The following is a 16,909-nucleotide window of genomic DNA, read 5'->3' as shown; positions in this document are numbered from 1 at the left end:
GCGGGGCGGAAGGCGTCGTCCTGGGCTCGGCGGCACGTTCCATGGGCCACCATAGGGCCATGTCGCCGCAGCCGGACCGCCCGTCCACGCCGAGCGCCTCGGCGGCGCTGGTGATCGACCTCAACGCCGACGTCGGGGAGTCCTTCGGGCGCTGGCGGCTCGGCGACGACGACGCGCTGCTGCCCCACCTGACCAGCGCCAACGTGGCCTGCGGCTTCCATGCGGGCGACCCGCTCACGCTGCGTCGTACCTGTGAGACGGCGGTCGCCCACGGCGTGGTCATCGGCGCCCAGGTGGGCTATCGCGACCTGGCCGGCTTCGGGCGCCGCTACGTCGACGTCGCGAGCGCGGAGCTGGCGGCCGACGTGCTCTACCAGCTCGGCGCGCTCGACGGGATCGCCCGCGCGGCAGGGGCCCGGGTCGCCTACGTCAAGCCGCACGGAGCGCTCTACCACGCGGTCTCGCGGCATCCGGAGCAGGCGGACGCGGTCATCGACGCCGTGCGCGCGTACGGCGGGCTCCCGGTGCTCGGCCTCGCCGGCTCGCCCTTCCTGGCCGCGGTGGTCGAGGCCGGCTTGGAGGCGGTGGGCGAGGGCTTCGCCGACCGGGCCTACCTGCCCGACGGCGGGCTGGTGCCGCGCTCGGCTCCGGGCGCGTTGCTGACCGACCCGGTCGCGGTCGCCGCGCAGGCCGTCGAGCTGGCCCGGTCCGGCGACGTGCGCTCGCTGTGCGTCCACGGCGACTCGCCCGGAGCGCCGCAGCTGGCGGCGGCGGTCCGCTCCGCACTGTCCGCGGCCCAGCTGCCCGTGGGCGCCTTCGCCGTCGCCCCGGCATGAGGCTGCTCCCGTACGGCGACCGCGGACTCCTCGTCGAGCTCGCCGCCATGGCGGAGGTGCTCGCCGTGGCCGACCTGGTCCGTGCCCATCCCGACGCCCCGGCGCTGGTCGCCGAGGTCGTCCCCGGAGCCCGCACGGTGCTGCTCGTGGCGAGCCCGGGCGTCCCGCTCGACCGCCTGCGCTCCGTCGTACCGGACGAAACGGTCGTGGATCCGGCCGATCGACGACCGGATCGTCCGGTGCGACGGGGAGAGCCGACCCGGATCCCGGTCCGGTACGACGGCCCGGACCTGGCGGCCGTGGCGGCACTGACCGGGCTGAGCGAGCGGGAGGTCGTGGCCGCGCACACGGGCACGCCGTGGCGGGTGGCCTTCGGTGGCTTCGCCCCGGGCTTCGCCTACCTCGTGGGCGGCGACCCGCGGCTGGTGGTGCCGCGCCGCGACCGACCGCGGACCAGCGTCCCGGCCGGCTCGGTGGGGCTGGCGGGGGAGTTCAGCGGCGTCTATCCGCGCTCGTCGCCCGGCGGGTGGCAGCTGATCGGCCACACCGGCCTGGCGCTGTGGGACCTGGAGCGCGAGCCGCCGGCGCTGCTGACCGCGGGCGCGACCGTGGTCTTCGAGGAGGAGCGATGAACACCCCACGACGTTCCTCTCCTCCGCAACGCTTCACCCCACGAGCCGTTGGCCTCCCCCGCTTCGCTCCTCCGGACCAGAGCCCCGCGGGGACCCCAGGCGGCTCCCCCCAACGACGCCGCGGGGACCCCGCGTGAGCCGGCTCCTCGTGCGCGCCGTGGGCGGGCCGTGCCTGGTGCAGGACACCGGCCGGCGCGGCCACGCCGCCATCGGCGTCGGCGCGAGTGGCGCGGCCGACCGGGCGTCGTACGCGCTGGGCAATCGGCTGCTCGGCAACGCCGCGGGTGCCGCGTCCCTGGAGATCGTCCTCGGCGGCCTCGAGGTCGAGGCGGACGGCGTGGTCTGGGTCTGCGTGACGGGGGCACCGGTGCCGCTGGCGCTCGACGGGCGGGCGGAGCCGACGGGTGCCGTCCTCGCGCTGCGGCCGGGCCGGCGGCTGCGCCTGGGCCTGCCGCCGTCGGGGCTGCGCAGCTATCTCGCCGTGCGCGGTGGCGTCGCGGCCCGGCCGTTGCTCGGCTCGCGGTCCCGGGACACGCTCGCCGACCTGGGGCCCGAGCCGGTGCGTGCGGGCGACGTCCTCGAGGTCGGGGACCGGACCGCGGGGGAGATGCTCGTGGACGCCGTCCCGCCGACGTCGTACGACGAGCGGCCGGTGCTGCGCGTGGTCCGCGGCCCGCGCGACGACTGGGTGGCCGACCCGGACCGGCTGGTGGGGCAGGTCTGGCGGGTGGGCGCCGCGAGTGACCGGGTGGGCCTGCGCCTCGACGGGGATCCGCTCACCACCGTGCCGGGGAAGGGGGAGCTCGCGAGCGAGGGCGCTCTGCGCGGGGCGATCCAGATCCCGCCCGGAGGCGGACCGGTGGTCTTCGGTCCCGACCACCCGGTGACGGGCGGCTATCCGGTGGTCGGTGTGGTCGTCGATGCCGACACCGACCGGCTGGCCCAGCTGCGCCCCGGCGAGGAGCTCCGGTTCCGTTGGGCCTGAACGCTCAGTGCGCTGACGCGCCCCGAGCGGGCTCGACCAGCTCGACGAGAACGCCGCCGGCGTCCTTGGGGTGCACGAAGTTGATCCGGCTGTCCGCCGTACCGCGCCGGGCCTCGGGGTAGAGCAGGCGCAGGCCGCGCTCGCGCAGGATCGCGGAGACCTGGTCGAGGTCGGTGACCCGGTAGGCGAGCTGCTGGAGGCCCGGGCCGCTGCGGTCGAGGAACTTGGCGATCGTCGAGTCCGCGTTGAGCGGGGCGAGCAGCTGGATCTTGGAGTCGGTGTCGCCGACGGCGACCATCGCCTCGCGGACGCCCTGCTCCTCGTTGGTCTCCTCGTGGGTGACGTGCATGCCGAAGTTGTCGCGGTAGAACGCGATCGCCTCGTCGAGGTCGGGCACCGCGATGCCGACGTGGTCGATCGCGGTGAAGAGGTGGGCGGGAACGCCTTCAGTGATGCTCATGGACGTCATTGTGCCGGGGCCGTTGGGCCGTCGCCTCCCGTGTGACATGTTCCTCACCGCCCGCACGCTGGACCCCTCGCCCGCGCGAGATACCCGCGAGTAGAGTCGAAAGCATTCCGACCACACGTCTCACGGAGGAAATATGTCCGACAACCCCAGCGTCATCGTCGCCGGCGCCCGCACGCCGATCGGCCGCCTCCTCGGTGGCCTGAAGACCCTCTCGGCCGCCGACCTCGCGGGCGTCGCCATCAAGGGTGCGCTGGAGAAGGCGGGCGTGGCTCCCGACCAGGTCGACTACCTCATCGTGGGCCAGGTGCTCCAGGCCGGCGCCGGCCAGAACCCCGCGCGCACCGCGGGCATCAAGGCCGGCCTGCCGCTGAGCGTCCCCTCGATCACCATCAACAAGGTGTGCCTCTCGGGCATCAACGCGATCGCCCAGGCCGACCAGCTGATCCGCGCCGGCGAGGCCGAGATCGTGGTCGCCGGCGGCACCGAGTCGATGACCAACGCCCCACACCTGCTGCCCAAGAGCCGCGAGGGCTTCAAGTACGGCGACACCGCGCTCGTCGACTCGATGGCCTACGACGCCCTCTACGACCAGGCGACCCAGCAGGCGATGGGCAACCTGACCGAGGCCGTCAACGCCGACCGTGAGAACCCGCTGACCCGCGAGGAGCAGGACGAGTTCTCCGCCCGCTCCCACCAGCTCGCCGCTGCCGCGCAGAAGAACGGCGTCTTCGACGACGAGATCGTCCCGGTGAGCATCCCGCAGCGCAAGGGCGACCCGATCGTCGTCAGCGCCGACGAGGGCGTCCGTGGCGACACCACCGCCGAGTCCCTGGGCAAGCTGCGCCCGGCGTTCTCCAAGGACGGCACGATCACCGCCGGCTCCGCCTCGCAGATCTCCGACGGCGCCGCCGCGGTCGTCGTGACCAGCAAGAAGAAGGCCGAGGAGCTCGGCCTGCCGATCCTCGCCGAGATCGTCAGCCACGGCCAGGTCGCCGGCCCCGACTCGACGCTGCAGATGCAGCCGGCCAACGCCACCCAGAAGGCGCTCGACAAGGCCGGGCTCAGCGTCGCCGACCTCGACCTGGTCGAGTTCAACGAGGCCTTCGCCGCGGTCGGCATCGAGTCCGCGCGGGCCCTGGGCCTCGACGAGGACAAGGTCAACGTCAACGGCGGCGCCATCGCCATCGGCCACCCGCTGGGCGCCTCCGGCACCCGGATCACCCTGCACCTCGCGCTCGAGCTCAAGCGTCGCGGGGGCGGCGTCGGCGCGGCCGCCCTGTGCGGCGGCGGCGGCCAGGGCGACGCCCTGGTCATCCGGGTCCCCGCCAGCTGACGAGGATCGGCTTGACCGAAGCAGCACCGGCACCTCGGGGCGGCCGTCGTGGGATCACCGCGGCGGCCGTTCCCGACCTGGTGGCCCGGGCCCGTGAGGGCGACCCCCGGTCGGTGGGCCGGCTGGTGTCGCTCGTCGAGGACGAGTCGCCCCTCCTGCCCGACCTGATGCGTGCCCTCGCGCCGTATGCCGGGCACGCGCAGATCGTCGGGCTCACCGGCTCGCCGGGGGTCGGCAAGTCGACGTCGACCAGCGCGCTGATCGGCGAGCTGCGGCGGCGCGACCGCCGGGTCGCCGTCCTCGCCGTCGACCCGTCCTCGCCCTTCTCCGGCGGCGCCCTCCTCGGCGACCGGATCCGGATGGGCGACCACGTCCTCGACCCCGGTGTGTTCATCCGGTCGATGGCGGCCCGCGGGCACCTCGGCGGCCTCGCCTGGACCACGCCGCAGGCGCTGCGGGTCCTGGACGGGGCCGGGTTCGACGTCGTCCTCGTCGAGACGGTCGGCGTCGGGCAGAGTGAGGTCGAGATCGCCGGCCAGGCCGACACCACGGTCGTGCTGCTCGCGCCCGGGATGGGCGACGGGATCCAGGCCGCCAAGGCCGGCATCCTCGAGATCGGCGACCTCTACGTCGTCAACAAGTCCGACCGCGACGGTGCCGACAAGGTACGCCGCGACCTGCGCTCGATGCTCGGCCTCGCCGAGCGCCGTGAGGGTGCGTGGCGCCCGCCGGTGCTCAAGACCGTCGCGTCGACCGGTGACGGCGTGGCCGATGTGGCCGACGCGCTCGACGAGCACGCCGCCTGGCTGCGGGAGAGCGGCGAGCTCCAGCGCCGTCGGGTACGCCGTGCGCGGGACGAGATCGAGACGCTCGCGCTCACCGCCCTGCGCCGCCGTTGGGGGAGTGTCGGCGAGGGCGACCGGCTCGACGAGCTCGCCGCCGCCGTCGTCGCGGGCGAGATCGACCCGCACACCGCGGCGGCCGAGCTCACCGGCTGACGCAGGACCGGGTCAGCGCCGGGCCAGGGAGAGGAACGGCGGTCCCGGCAGGTCGATCCGGACCGCGGCCGCGGCATCGACGATGCCGACCTGGACCGTCTCCTGGCCGAGTGCCAGCCCTTCGGGGTGACGCAGCCGGAGCGTGAGGTGCTCGGTCGGCTCGACCACCGCGTCGGTGCCGATCGGGATCCGGACCTTCGCCGTCAGCCGGCCGGCCGGGAACTCCACGCGGGTCGCGAAGGGTGGCAGGTCGGCGCCGACGCTCGCCGTACCGGACGCGGCCTCGACGCTCAGCGCGGTGTCGCGCCCGGGGGCCTTGTCGAGGGTGAGCCGGACCACAGCCTCGCCGCCCTCCACGCCGTCCTTGGCGACCGCGGTCACGGTCGGCGTCGGGAAGCCGGGTCGGCCCCGCTCGTTCAGCGCGGTGAAGCAGTAGCCCCGCCGCTTCGCCACGCGGACCACCTGGCTCACCGCGGCCACCGAGATCGGCGAGCGGTTGACGCCGTCGTGCTGGAGCACGATGTTGCGGCCGGGACGGAGCTCGGAGAGGATCCGGCGGGCGATCTGCTGCGCGTCACCCGACTGCCAGTCGAGCGAGTCGGCGCTCCACATCACCGGCACGTAGCCCGCGTCGCGGATCGCCCGCCGGGCCGGCGGTGCGAGCGCGCCGTACGGCGGGCGCATCAGGTCGGTCGGGTGCAGTCCGGCCCGCTTCATCGCCCGTCGCGTCGCGCGCAGCGACTGGCGCACCTCCCGGTAGGACTGGGTGCGCATGTCGCGGTGCGCCCAGCTGTGGTTGGCGGTGAGGAACCCGGCCCGCTCCACCTCGCGCGCCGCGCGCGGGTCCGCCGCGACCCGCTGGCCGACCATGAAGAAGGTCGCCGGCACGTCCGCACGGTGCAGGACGCGGAGCAGCCGGCGGGTCGTCGTACGCGAGGGGCCGTCGTCGAAGGTCAGGGCCACCACGCCGGTGCAGCCCGCGCGGGTCACCCGCTCGGGCGGCATCGCCCCCGCCGGGGACGCGATCGACAGGCCCAGGAGGGCGACGAGGACGAGCGCGAGGGGGCGCAGGAGCGGGGCAGCCGGACGGAGCACGGGCACAGCATGGTCGTTGAAGGGTCTCCAGTACGGCATTTCGGGCGTTTCTCACCCTGTGAGGAAACTCGCCCGCCCCGGCCGGTCCCGGCGTCGGCACCGCCCCTGACAGGATGACCGTGTGAAGGACGTCGTCATCCTCGGCTCCACTGGCTCCATCGGCACCCAGGCGCTCGACCTGGTGCGGGCGAACCCCGACCGCTTCCGCGTCGTCGGCCTGACCGCCGGCGGCGGCAACCCGGACCTGTTCGCGCAGCAGGTCGCGGAGTTCGCGCCGTCGTACCACGGGCTGGGGGAGGAGGCGAGCGTCGAGGCGGCCCAGCGCCCCTGCGACGTCGTCCTCAACGGGATCACCGGTGCGGTCGGGCTGCGGCCCACGCTCGCGGCGTTGGAGGCGGGGACGACGCTCGCGCTCGCCAACAAGGAGTCGCTCGTGATGGGCGGCCCGCTGGTGCTGGACAGGGCGAAGCCCGGCCAGATCGTGCCTGTCGACTCCGAGCACAGTGCGCTGGCGCAGTGCCTGCGCAGCGGCACCCCTGACGAGGTACGCCGGCTGGTGCTGACCGCCAGCGGGGGACCGTTTCGCGGACGCTCCCGCGCGGACCTCGCCGGGGTGACCCCGGAGCAGGCGATGGCGCATCCCACCTGGGACATGGGGCCGGTGATCACCATCAACTCCGCGACCCTGGTCAACAAGGGCCTGGAGGTGATCGAGGCGCATCTGCTCTTCGGCATCCCCTACGACCGGATCGAGGTCGTGGTGCACCCGACCAGCGTCGTGCACTCGATGGTGGAGTTCGTCGACGGCTCGACGCTGGTCCAGGCGAGCCCGCCGACCATGCTGATCCCGATCGCGCTCGGGCTGTCGTGGCCCGACCGGGTGCCCGACGCGGCACCGGCGGTCGACTGGAGCCGACCGGAGACCTGGGAGTTCCGCCCGCTCGACGACGAGGCGTTCCCCGCGGTGGCGCTGGCACGGCAGGCGGGGGAGCGCGGTGGGGTGGCCCCGGCGATCTACAACGCCGCCAACGAGGTCGCGGTCGACGCCTTCCGGACCGGCCGGCTGGCGTTCACCGGCATCGTCGACCTGGTGGCGGACGTCCTCGCCGACCACGACGGGGCGGCGGCAGCGCCCTCACTCGACGACGTGCTCGACGCCGACCGGTGGGCGCGCGAGACCGCCGCCGGCGCGATCTCGGCCCGGCCCGGCCCAGGTCGGCCCGGCCCGGCCTAGCCAGCCCGGTCCTTCATGACGGCGCCGGTGATGGCGCGTCTGGGTGAGGTGAGCCGATGTTGGTCCTGTTCGGCCAACCAGTCGGGCAGGCCGTGGCATGCGCCGGCGCCGTCGGAGCGGATCAGCAATATGCGGCGGTGGGCGCCGGGGACCTGGGCGATCGCCCCGGTCAGCACCTCGATGTGGTCGGCGGTGGTGTTCGACCCGGCGTTGCCTGCGCCCAGACATGACGACGAGTCCGTGCTCGCGCCGTCGGGACCTACTTCCTCCTGACTGGGGTGACCTGCCTCAGCGTCCCCCACACCGTCGGCGCCCGCAGGCGCTTCCGTACCTTTACGCTCCGATCAGGCCGCGTCGTGAACGATCCGGGCTAGCCCGACATCGGAGCGCCGCCATCCTTGCGCGGGTCGGAAGCGCCGCGGGCGACTCCACCTTCGAGTTCGATGAGTTGAACCCGACCAAACAGGGAGTCGTAATTCTGAGCCCGGTGCTCCACCGGAAATCCTCGCCTTTTGAGTTCCTCGATCGTGCGGAGGGGGAACCTTCCTTCAGCGAAGAGGATCGTGCCTTCACTGTGTAGCCGAGGGACAGATACCGCCTCCAGCGGGGACATCCCGAAATCGATCATGTTGACCAATGCCTGCGTCACCGCACTGGAGACCGAGTACCCTCCCGGGGCGCCAAGGATGAGACGCGGCTCGCCATCCTTGAACAAGATCGTCGGCGAGGCAGCGTTGGCGCGAGATCGACCCGGCACGAGAGAGTTCGGTCGGCCCGGCTCAGGGTCCATCAGGCTGGCGCATCCATTCCACGGGAAGCCAGTCCCGGGGATGATGACACCTGAGGACAAGGTCAGCGTCTGCGTCATCGAGACGCAGTTGCCCATGCGATCGCTGACGACAAGGTGGGTCGTCCCACGCGGTTCATCCAGAACGTCGACATCGGGGAGCTGACCTCGACGAATATTGTCAGCCACCTCGTCGCAGTATTCGTCGGAGAGGACGTGCTCGACAGGAACGTCGGCGTACTTGGGGTCGCCGAGGTACCGGAAGCGAACGACACCTGCCCACGCCATGGCCGCACCCATGATGAACGCATGTTCTGGACCGTTGTGTTCCAGGCGACCAAGATCGAAACGTTCCAGTACCCGAAGGATGTGGAGCGTCAGCAGACCGCCGTTCGGGGGAGGAGATGACTCCGCTCGAAAGCCTCGGTAACTGGTCGACAGCGGGGCTCCGATTTCCGGCTGGTACTCGCTCAGGTCCTCCGCTGTGACGAACGCACCGTTCCGTTCGAAGTCCTCGACAATGACCCCGGCCAGGTCTCCTGTGTAGAAGTCCTCCGGGCCACGATCGGCAATCTGCTGCAGCGACCGAGCCTGGTCCGGATTCCGGTAATGCTCGCCAGTTCTCTTCAACCGGCCGTCCGGTCCGATGAACAATTCCTTCGCGTCGGGCGACCAACAGTAGTGCTCCTCGATCGAAGGCATTCCCGGGAGCACGAAACTTCGAGTGACCAGCGCTACTTCCTCCGGAAACGGGAATCCCTCTTCGCTGGCTGCGACACTGGGAGCGATCAGTTCACTCCAGGGCAGTGAGCCGTGCTTGCGATGAATCTCGCCCAGGCCGGCCACCACGCCCGGCGTCATGATGGCGGTGTAGCCCATCAGATTGACGTGATCCCGCACAATCCCGACATGCCACATGTCGGTGTACCCCATGATGTCGTCTGCCCACATCTCCGGGTGCATCTTCGAGCCGACCTTCGCTGGGAAGCCGACGTGCTCGGTGGTCTGGCTCCCCGCATCGTAGAGAGTCGCCATTCCCCATCCACCAAGGCCGCACATGAACGGGCTGTACACCATCTGCGCGAAGCCTGCCGCCACCGCCGCGTCGAAGGCGTTGCCGCCCGCCCGCAGGATGTCGGCCCCGATCTCAGCCGCCCTGGGCTCAGGGCAGACCACCATGCCGTTGACGTTGTTCATCTTCTCTCTCCAATCTCACTACTGATGGTTCGGTTCGGTCGGGTCGGGGTGCGTCGCCGCCGGGGCGTGACGACGGGGGGTACCCCACCGACGGCGTTTGCTTCGATCGTGAGACGACAGAGCCCTGCTCTCATCGAGGTGAACAGGGCGATGCGCCACAACGGCCCGTCCCTTGATCGCGCGACGTCGCCTCTGCCGTCACCTCGGTGACCACTCCGAAGCCCAGCTGAACTCCGGACGCTGCTCTGTGAGGGCGACGCCCTCGACTCCATCGGAGACGTAGTACAGCCGGGGAACAGTCAACGTCGGCACGAAGTAGGCCTCCTCGACCGAACGGCGACTCATCTGCGCCCAGATGCCCGGGTCGTCGGTGCGGGCGCCCTCGTCGAACAGAGAGTTCATGACCGGATCCGAGGCGCCGAACGGGTTCTGCCCGCCCGTGGGAGCCATCGCGATCTGGTAGGAGAGATACATCGGCCAGTTGATCACCGAATAGTGGAGCACCGCATACCGATTCGACGCTCGCTTCTCAACGTACTCCGCCGCCGTTGGCGCCGTCGTGATCTTCACGTCGATGCCCAGCTCCGACCAGTACGATGCGATCGCCTGAGCCAGGGGCGTGCCCAGGTCGCCGCCTGGGCCGAACGCAAGAACCTCGAGCGTCAAGTCGTCGCCGTAACCTGCTTCCTCAAGCAGCTCTCGGGCGCGGTCGACGTCGTATGGGTAGAACTCCCGGTAGTCCTGATCGAAGCCATCTCGTGATTGCATCTGAGACGTGGTGATGCCGTGCTCTCCGACCAGACCGTCCGCGACTGCCTCCCGGTCCACCGCATAGTTCAGCGCCCGGCGAACTCGTACATCCCCGAGCGGCCCGTCGCTGTTCCGATCACCAAGGATCAAGCCACCAGTGACTGTTGGTACGCCCAGTACTTCCAGCCCAGCGTCTTGAGCGGCGTCTGCTGTGCGAAGATCGCCCCAGGCTACGTCGATCTGGCCCGTCTGCTGGGCCTGAAGACGGGCGTTGGCATCCGGAATGATGTCAACGACGACTTCCTTCCACGGTGCGGCTTCGGGCCGATCATAATGCGGGTTCGGCACGAGAACATACTTGTTGTCGCTGATCGTTCTGCCCGCGTCGAGCATGTAGGGCCCGGCTCCACTGGTCGACGTCTCGAGGGTCCCCGGCTCCTCGATCGACGCTGTGGACGAAACTGCACCCCAGTTCCCATTCTCGGAGAAGAGATACGGAATCCTCGGGTTGGATCTCTCCAGGGTCAATCTCACGGTGTGCTGATCCACTGCTTCGATGGACTCGATCGGCCCCATGGCAGATACGAAGATGCCCGAGCCCTGGCTGAAGTACCGCAACCATGCAACCGTTGCCTTCGCGTCAACGGGGGTTCCATCAGAGAACATCGCCGTCTCACGCAGCGTGAACTCGAACACCTTGTATTCGTCGTCGGTGTACTTCCACGACGTCGCCAAGGCGGGCTCGATCGAGCCGTCGGGAGCTTCATGCGTGAGTGGCTCGTTGGTCAGCGGACGCACGATGCCAAAGGTCTGACTGTCTTTCGACGGATCGAGGCTGGCGGGCCCACCTGGAAGACCGATCGTGAGCACACGGTCCTCTATGTCGGCCTCTGAGTTCGAGGTACTGCATGCAGTAGCGAGCACCAAGACGAGACTTGCCACGAAGGCGGTCCATCTCCATCTGAAGACGCCTGCCGACGGTTTCATCATTTCATGAGCAGAATTCAGGGACACTCTCAACCTCCAAACCTCTGCGACCACCTCGCGTGGACTATATGAAAAGATAACCTCCGAGGTTACGGTAGTCAATCCCCGTCCGCCAGATATTCACGAAACAATGCCCGATGAGGTGCCACGCAGAAACGTCGGCTCCTCGCCTGGAGGCCGATCGGCAACGGTGACGCCCGTTTCGCGAACGGGCCCGAATGGCAAGTCCTGTCACACCCGCCGCGCAACGACAGTTCTCACGGCGCGCTCCGTCGCGTCCAAGAGACGATGGACATCCTCTTCTTGATGCGCGTAGGAAACGTGGCTCCGTTTCAGATTCAGCGGCAGCTCGAAGACTCCGTGATTGAGTAGTTCGCGACGATATCCCGTAAAGAGTTCCTCGTCATTGGCGAGCAGGTGCTCGTAACAGTGGACAGGCGGCCGCAGGAAGTAGGTGATGAAGACTGAGCCGAAGCCCGAAACTACTGCATCGATCTCAAGGGCGCGGTACAGCTCCTCGAGGCCCAGCCTGATCTGCGCACCCAATCGGAATATGTGGTCGTAAACTGGTTCGTTGCATAGTTTGTCGATGGTGGCGAGTGCGGCGGAGACGGTCGCTGGATGCCCGTTGTAGGTGCCCGCAAAGAATACTGGCTTACCGGGAGAGGAACTGAACATATCCATCAAGTCCGCCCGCCCACCCAGGGCCGCAATCGGGTATCCGTTACCCATCGACTTGCCGAAGGTGGTGAGGTCCGGGCGAATCGAAACGACACCCTGGTACCCGTCCAGCCCGTGACGAAATCCCGTGATGACCTCATCGAAGATCAGTACGGTGGAGAATCGGTCGCACAACTCTCTCAAGCGTTGGAGGAATTCCAGCTTCGGAAGAACGGCTCCGATGTTGTGTTGTATCGGTTCAAGTATGACAGCGGCGACCTCGTCGCCTCGCGCTGCGAACTCCTGCTCCAAGGCGTCCACGTCGTTGAAGGGAAGGACGGTGGTCAACTCCACGGCTTCGTCCAACATCCCGGAGGACAGCCGGTGCTTGCTGCCGATCGAGTCGCTCGGAGTGGCGACGTTCATGGCCACCGAGTCGTGCCAGCCATGGAAGCAACCTTGAAACTTGACGATTCTCTTGCGCCCTGTCGCTGCCCGGGCAAGACGTAGTGCATGGAAAGTGGCTTCACTTCCCGTCGTCGTCAGCAGCACCTTCTCCACCGACGGGACGAGGTCAACGATCCGCTCTGCGAGCTCAACCTCCAGGGCGTTGATGCCAACGCCGGTGTGACCCATGACCTTCAACGATCTGGCCACCGCCGCGTTGACATCCGGATCGTTCAGCCCCAACAGCGGCGGACCGAAGGCCGCATGGAAGTCGACATATTCTCTGCCGTCGGCATCGGTGAACCGGGCGCCCGAAGTTCCGACGACGACAAGGTCTTCAAGGCCGGGTATCTGGCGCTGGCCGCTGTTAACGCCTCCAGGCACTACGCGACGAGCCCGCTCGGCGAGGCCTCGCCCCGTTGCCCGAGCTGTCTGGAGTCCACTCATCTATTTCTCGCTCTTCTATCAGTGAGGAATGACTTGTTCACGCGGTCGACAGCCATCACGATCCATCGCAGCAGCGCTGAGCATCCCGGCCGGCCTCGATCGCTACCGCGGTCGAAATGTGCCGTTCCACTGCTTCGCCAGCGCTGCCCGGTTCGCGCGCCTTGATTGCCTGAGCGATCTTGGCGTGTTGCTCGGCCAGGACCTCAAGGTCGCCGACAGCGGCCTGCGACCTGGTCCACTCGTTCTTATTGGCCGCATAGAGCATCCGGATGAGTTGTGCCAATGTGGCGTTGTTGGTCGCCGACGCAACTGCCTCGTGGAACTGCCTGTCGTGCTCAAGAAAGGTCGCTACGTCCCGGGATCCGATAGCTACTTCGTTCATTCGGTCAGATAGGTCGCATATCAACTGGACCTGGTCCTGCGATGCCTGCTCGATTGCGACGTGCACTGCGCCGACTTCCAGGATCCGCCGAACCTCGTAGAAGTCCCTGACAAGCTCGCTACCGCGACCCTCGGCATGGAATGCGTGCTGGACCAACGGGGAGAGAACGTTCCAGTCGGCGGCCGGCCGTACGAGGGTTCGTTTCCCGTGCGACACCGAAATCACCCCCGCAGCGACGAGGGTTTGCATGCACTCGCGCACGATCGGCTGACTCACCTGATGGGTTGCCGCGATCTCGGCTACCGAGGGCAGCGCTTCGCCGGGAAGAACCTTGCGGCCCACAATCTCCCGCAAGAGGCGAATCTCCAACGCCTCGCTCAACCGGGTGCTCGGTCGCACTGGGTCGCCTCACTTCCGTTGGATCTACTCATCTGGTCATCAGATGAGTAAACCTACCAGGTTTGCTCGGCGCCTGTCACTCCCGTCTGCCTGGTGCTGGATCTGCGACCGGGGAGGGCGTCGCCGTGGATCGAGACCGACCACGTCACCACCGTCGACGCCGCGCTCGATCACCTGCCTGCCGGTGCGCGTGACCCGGTGCTGGTCCGGGGCCGACACCGCCGCGGTCGACAGGATGGAGAACCGCGTGAGGGTGCTCAGGTCGCCGAGCTGACCGCGTGGATGCCGGCCCGAAACACGCAGAACCGGTGGTCGCGTCCGGGACCCAGGACTGGCCGAGGCCGGTGGGATCCGAAACGGCTCCGGTTCCGACCACAGCAGAACGCCGTCGCACCTTGCCGCCGTTCCTCAAGCGGCCCGGTGAAACATCGAGGCTAGCTAGGCCGGATCCACGCGGAGCTCGCGGCGCTGGATCTTCCCCGTCGCGGTCTTCGGCAGCTGCTCCAGCACCGTGATCTCGCGCGGGACCTTGTAGGCGGCCAGCCGCCCGCGCGCGTGCTCGACCAGCTCCGCGGGGCTCGCGGTCCTCCCGGCGGCGAGGGCGACGAAGGCGACCACGGTCTCGCCGCGGTACGCGTCGGGCCTGCCGACCACCGCGACCTCGAGCACGGCCGGGTGCTCGCACAGGACGTCCTCCACCTCGCGGGGCCAGACCTTGAAGCCGGAGGCGTTGATCTGGTCCTTGAGCCGGTCGGCCAGGTAGATCCAGCCGTCGGCGTCGATGGAGCCGCCGTCGCCGGTGCGCAGCCAGCCCTCGCGCAGCGTCTGTGCCGTCTCCGTGGGACGGTCGTGGTAGCCGAGCATCATGGAGGGACCGCTCAACTCCAGCTCGCCGACCTCGCCGGGTCCGAGTTCGCGGCCGTCGGGGTCCAGCACCCGCGCCCGGACGTCGGGCAGGCAGACGCCGACGGAGAGGCTTCCGGTGACCGGGTCGACCGGCGCCCGCTGCCCGGTCGGCACCGCCACCACTGCGGAGGTGGTCTCGGTCATGCCGTAGACGTTGTGGATGTAGCAGCCCAGTCGCTCCTCGAGCAGGGCCACGGTCGCCGGGGCGATCGGCGCGCCCCCGGACGCGGCCACGCGCAGCGACGCGCAGGTCTCGGGGGAGGCGTCCGGGTGCTGGCCCAGCGCCGTGAAGGCGGTGATCGCCCCGACGGTGAACGTCACCCGGTGCTCGCGGATCGCGGCCAGCGCGGCGCCGGGATCGAAGCGCCCGATCAGCACCAGGTCGAGTCCGCGGACCAGGGCGATCGCGGCGCTGGCCACGGCCCCGGTGGTGTGGAAGAGCGGGGCGATCGCGAGCGACACGTCGCCCTCGACCAGGCCCAGCCAGTCGGCGTACCCGTCGACGGTGGCCAGGACGTTGGCGTGCGAGGACAGCGCGCCCTTGGGCGGTCCGGTGGTGCCGGAGGTGTAGATCATCAGGGCCGGGTCGGCCGGGTCCGCGCCGGACGGCGGCAGGTCCCGGTCGGGATCCCCGGCGGACCCCAGGTCGTCGCCGAGCTCCTCGGCGGTGAGCGTCCACCGCAGCGCGGTGCCGCCGCCGGCCTCGACCACCCGGGAGAGGTCGTCCGCGGCGCACAGGACGCCGACCGCGCCCGAGTCGGCGAGGAGCACGTGCAGCTCGCGCGCGGTGTACATGGGGTTCAGGACCAGCGGCACCGCGCCGAGCCGCCACGACGCCAGCAGCGCCACGGGGAAGGCGGGCACGTTCTGCAGCCGGATCCCGACGCGGTCGCCGGCGCGCACCCCGCGGTCGGCGAAGGTCGCGGCCAGCGCGCCCGCCGCGCGGTCGAGCTCGGCCCGGGTCCAGCGTCGGTCCCGGTGGCTCATCGCCACCGCGCCCGGTGCATCCGCCAGGCGGTCGGCCCAGGCCGCGGCCAGGGTGCGGCTCATCGCCGGTCCCGCGGCAGCGGGCCCAGTCGGTGCAGCTGGGTGACGTGGTCCGGGGTGAGCTCGGCGATGCTGCGCACGCCGAGCAGCTGGAGGGTACGCCGGATCTGGCCCTGGAGGATCTCGATGGTGCGGGCGACGCCGGCCTCGCCGCCGGCCATCAGCCCATAGAGATAGGCCCGGCCGATCAGGGTGAAGTCGGCACCGGCCGCGAGGCCCGCGACGATGTCCTGCCCGGACATGATCCCGGTGTCGAGGTGGATCTCGGCGTCGGGCCCGAGGGCGGCGCGGACATCGGGCAGCAGGTGGAAGGGCACCGGCGCCCGGTCGAGCTGGCGTCCGCCGTGGTTGGAGAGCAGCACCGCGTCGGCGCCCAGGTCGCGGACCCGGCGCGCGTCGTCGACGGTCTGGATGCCCTTGACCACGAGCTTGCCCGGCCACTGCTCCTTGATCCAGGTCAGGTCCTCGTCGGTGACCGTGGGGTCGAACATCGCGTCCAGCAGGTCGGCGATGGTGCCGGGCCAGGCGCCGAGCGAGGCGAAGGCGAGCGGCTCGGTCGTGAGCAGGTCGATCCACCACGACGGCCGCGGGAGCGCGTCCACGACGGTGCGCGCGGTGAGGGTCGGCGGGATCGTCATCCCGTTGCGGACGTCGCGGAGCCGGGCTCCGGCGACGGGCACGTCCACGGTGACCAGCAGGGTGTCGAACCCGGCAGCGGCCGCGCGCTCGACCAGCTCCATCGACCGGTCCCGGTCCTTCCAGACGTAGAGCTGGAACCAGTGACGTCCGCCGGGAGCGGCGGCCGCGACGTCCTCGATCGAGGTGGTGCCCATCGTGGACAGCGCGAACGGGATGCCCGCGGCGGCGGCCGCCCGGGCCCCGGCACGCTCGCCCTCGGTGTGCATCATCCGGGTGAAGCCGGTGGGCGCGATGGCGAAGGGGAGCGCCGCCGGCGAGCCGAGCACAGTGGTGCTCAGGTCCGTCTCGGCGACGTCGCGGAGCACACCCGGGTGGAAGGTCACGTCGAGGAAAGCCTGCCGGGCGCGGGCCAGCGAGATCTCGTCGTCGGCGGCGCCGTCCACGTAGTCGAAGGCTGCTCGCGGCGTACGGCGCCGGGCGGCGACGCGGAGGTCCTCGATGGTGAGGGCGCGCTCGAGGCGACGGCGCCGGGCGCTCCACACCGGGCGGCGGAAGCGGAGCAGGGCTGCGAGCTCGCGGACGGCCGGGAGCCGGCGGCGGGTGCGGCCGCCGAGGTCAGATACGTGAACCTGAGTTCGTCTCCTTGACATGCCGTAGAGCGTAGTCCACGATCGGGGTC

The 16,909-nt window shown here is 69.9% G+C and carries 14 protein-coding genes; 6 read left to right on the top strand and 8 right to left on the bottom strand.

Annotated features, from left to right (window positions below; translation table 11 throughout):
• Positions 1 to 59: 59 nt before the first annotated feature.
• The 3 genes from QJ852_16845 (at position 60) to QJ852_16835 (ending at position 2,453) form a co-directional block, all read left to right on the top strand.
• Positions 60 to 836, top strand: a complete 777-nt coding sequence (locus QJ852_16845; GenBank protein ID WGX94819.1) for a 5-oxoprolinase subunit PxpA — start codon at positions 60 to 62, stop codon at positions 834 to 836.
• Positions 833 to 1,468, top strand: coding sequence for an allophanate hydrolase subunit 1 (locus tag QJ852_16840; protein WGX94818.1), 636 nt, complete (start codon positions 833 to 835; stop codon positions 1,466 to 1,468). Before QJ852_16845 ends, QJ852_16840 begins: the two co-directional genes overlap by 4 nt.
• Positions 1,469 to 1,601: 133 nt before the next feature.
• Positions 1,602 to 2,453, top strand: coding sequence for a biotin-dependent carboxyltransferase family protein (locus QJ852_16835; GenBank protein ID WGX94817.1), 852 nt, complete (start codon positions 1,602 to 1,604; stop codon positions 2,451 to 2,453).
• A gap of 4 nt (positions 2,454 to 2,457) precedes the next feature.
• On the opposite strand, the gene mce is transcribed toward QJ852_16835, so the two are convergent.
• A complete protein-coding gene (gene mce / locus QJ852_16830) occupies positions 2,458 to 2,922 on the bottom strand; it encodes a methylmalonyl-CoA epimerase (GenBank protein WGX94816.1) in 465 nt (154 codons plus the stop codon).
• A gap of 133 nt (positions 2,923 to 3,055) precedes the next feature.
• On the opposite strand from mce, the gene QJ852_16825 reads away from it, so the two are divergent.
• Together QJ852_16825 and meaB are read left to right on the top strand one after the other, a co-directional pair.
• Positions 3,056 to 4,255: an acetyl-CoA C-acetyltransferase gene (locus QJ852_16825; GenBank protein ID WGX94815.1), complete on the top strand. Its 1,200-nt coding sequence runs from the start codon at positions 3,056 to 3,058 to the stop codon at positions 4,253 to 4,255.
• Between the two features lie 11 nt (positions 4,256 to 4,266).
• The gene (gene meaB, locus QJ852_16820) at positions 4,267 to 5,253 is read left to right on the top strand and encodes a methylmalonyl Co-A mutase-associated GTPase MeaB (protein ID WGX94814.1); all 987 of its coding nucleotides are present in this window, start codon (positions 4,267 to 4,269) and stop codon (positions 5,251 to 5,253) included.
• A 12-nt stretch (positions 5,254 to 5,265) separates the two neighbouring features.
• Here the strand turns inward: meaB and QJ852_16815 are convergent, their stop codons facing one another.
• Positions 5,266 to 6,348, bottom strand: a complete 1,083-nt coding sequence (locus tag QJ852_16815; protein ID WGX94813.1) for a polysaccharide deacetylase family protein — start codon at positions 6,346 to 6,348, stop codon at positions 5,266 to 5,268.
• Positions 6,349 to 6,469: 121 nt separating this feature from the next.
• On the opposite strand from QJ852_16815, the gene dxr reads away from it, so the two are divergent.
• Positions 6,470 to 7,582 (top strand): 1-deoxy-D-xylulose-5-phosphate reductoisomerase, encoded by a 1,113-nt coding sequence (gene dxr, locus QJ852_16810; protein WGX94812.1) that lies wholly within the window; start codon positions 6,470 to 6,472, stop codon positions 7,580 to 7,582.
• Positions 7,583 to 7,952: 370 nt separating this feature from the next.
• Here dxr and QJ852_16805 read toward each other — a convergent pair whose 3' ends face one another.
• From QJ852_16805 to QJ852_16780, 6 genes are all read right to left on the bottom strand, one after another.
• Entirely contained in the window at positions 7,953 to 9,566 is a 1,614-nt protein-coding gene (locus tag QJ852_16805) for a gamma-glutamyltransferase family protein (protein WGX94811.1), read from the bottom strand.
• 198 nt (positions 9,567 to 9,764) lie between these two features.
• A complete protein-coding gene (locus QJ852_16800) occupies positions 9,765 to 11,186 on the bottom strand; it encodes an ABC transporter substrate-binding protein (GenBank protein WGX94810.1) in 1,422 nt (473 codons plus the stop codon).
• A gap of 348 nt (positions 11,187 to 11,534) precedes the next feature.
• Complete coding sequence (locus QJ852_16795) at positions 11,535 to 12,857, bottom strand: aspartate aminotransferase family protein (GenBank protein ID WGX94809.1); 1,323 nt, start codon at positions 12,855 to 12,857, stop codon at positions 11,535 to 11,537.
• A 55-nt stretch (positions 12,858 to 12,912) separates the two neighbouring features.
• Positions 12,913 to 13,638, bottom strand: a complete 726-nt coding sequence (locus QJ852_16790) for a FadR/GntR family transcriptional regulator (GenBank protein WGX94808.1) — start codon at positions 13,636 to 13,638, stop codon at positions 12,913 to 12,915.
• A 438-nt stretch (positions 13,639 to 14,076) separates the two neighbouring features.
• Positions 14,077 to 15,594 carry an AMP-binding protein gene (locus QJ852_16785; protein ID WGX94807.1) on the bottom strand — a complete coding sequence of 506 codons (1,518 nt, stop codon included), beginning with the start codon at positions 15,592 to 15,594 and terminating at the stop codon, positions 14,077 to 14,079.
• Positions 15,591 to 16,880, bottom strand: a complete 1,290-nt coding sequence (locus QJ852_16780; GenBank protein ID WGX94806.1) for an alpha-hydroxy acid oxidase — start codon at positions 16,878 to 16,880, stop codon at positions 15,591 to 15,593. The genes QJ852_16785 and QJ852_16780 overlap by 4 nt, the downstream gene beginning before the upstream one ends.
• Between the last annotated feature and the right edge of the window lie 29 nt (positions 16,881 to 16,909).

The sequence above is a fragment of the Nocardioides sp. L-11A genome (genome assembly GCA_029961745.1).
Lineage (GTDB): Bacteria > Actinomycetota > Actinomycetes > Propionibacteriales > Nocardioidaceae > Nocardioides.
Note: the sequence above shows the minus strand (reverse complement) of the source record. Positions and strands in the feature narration are given on the sequence as shown.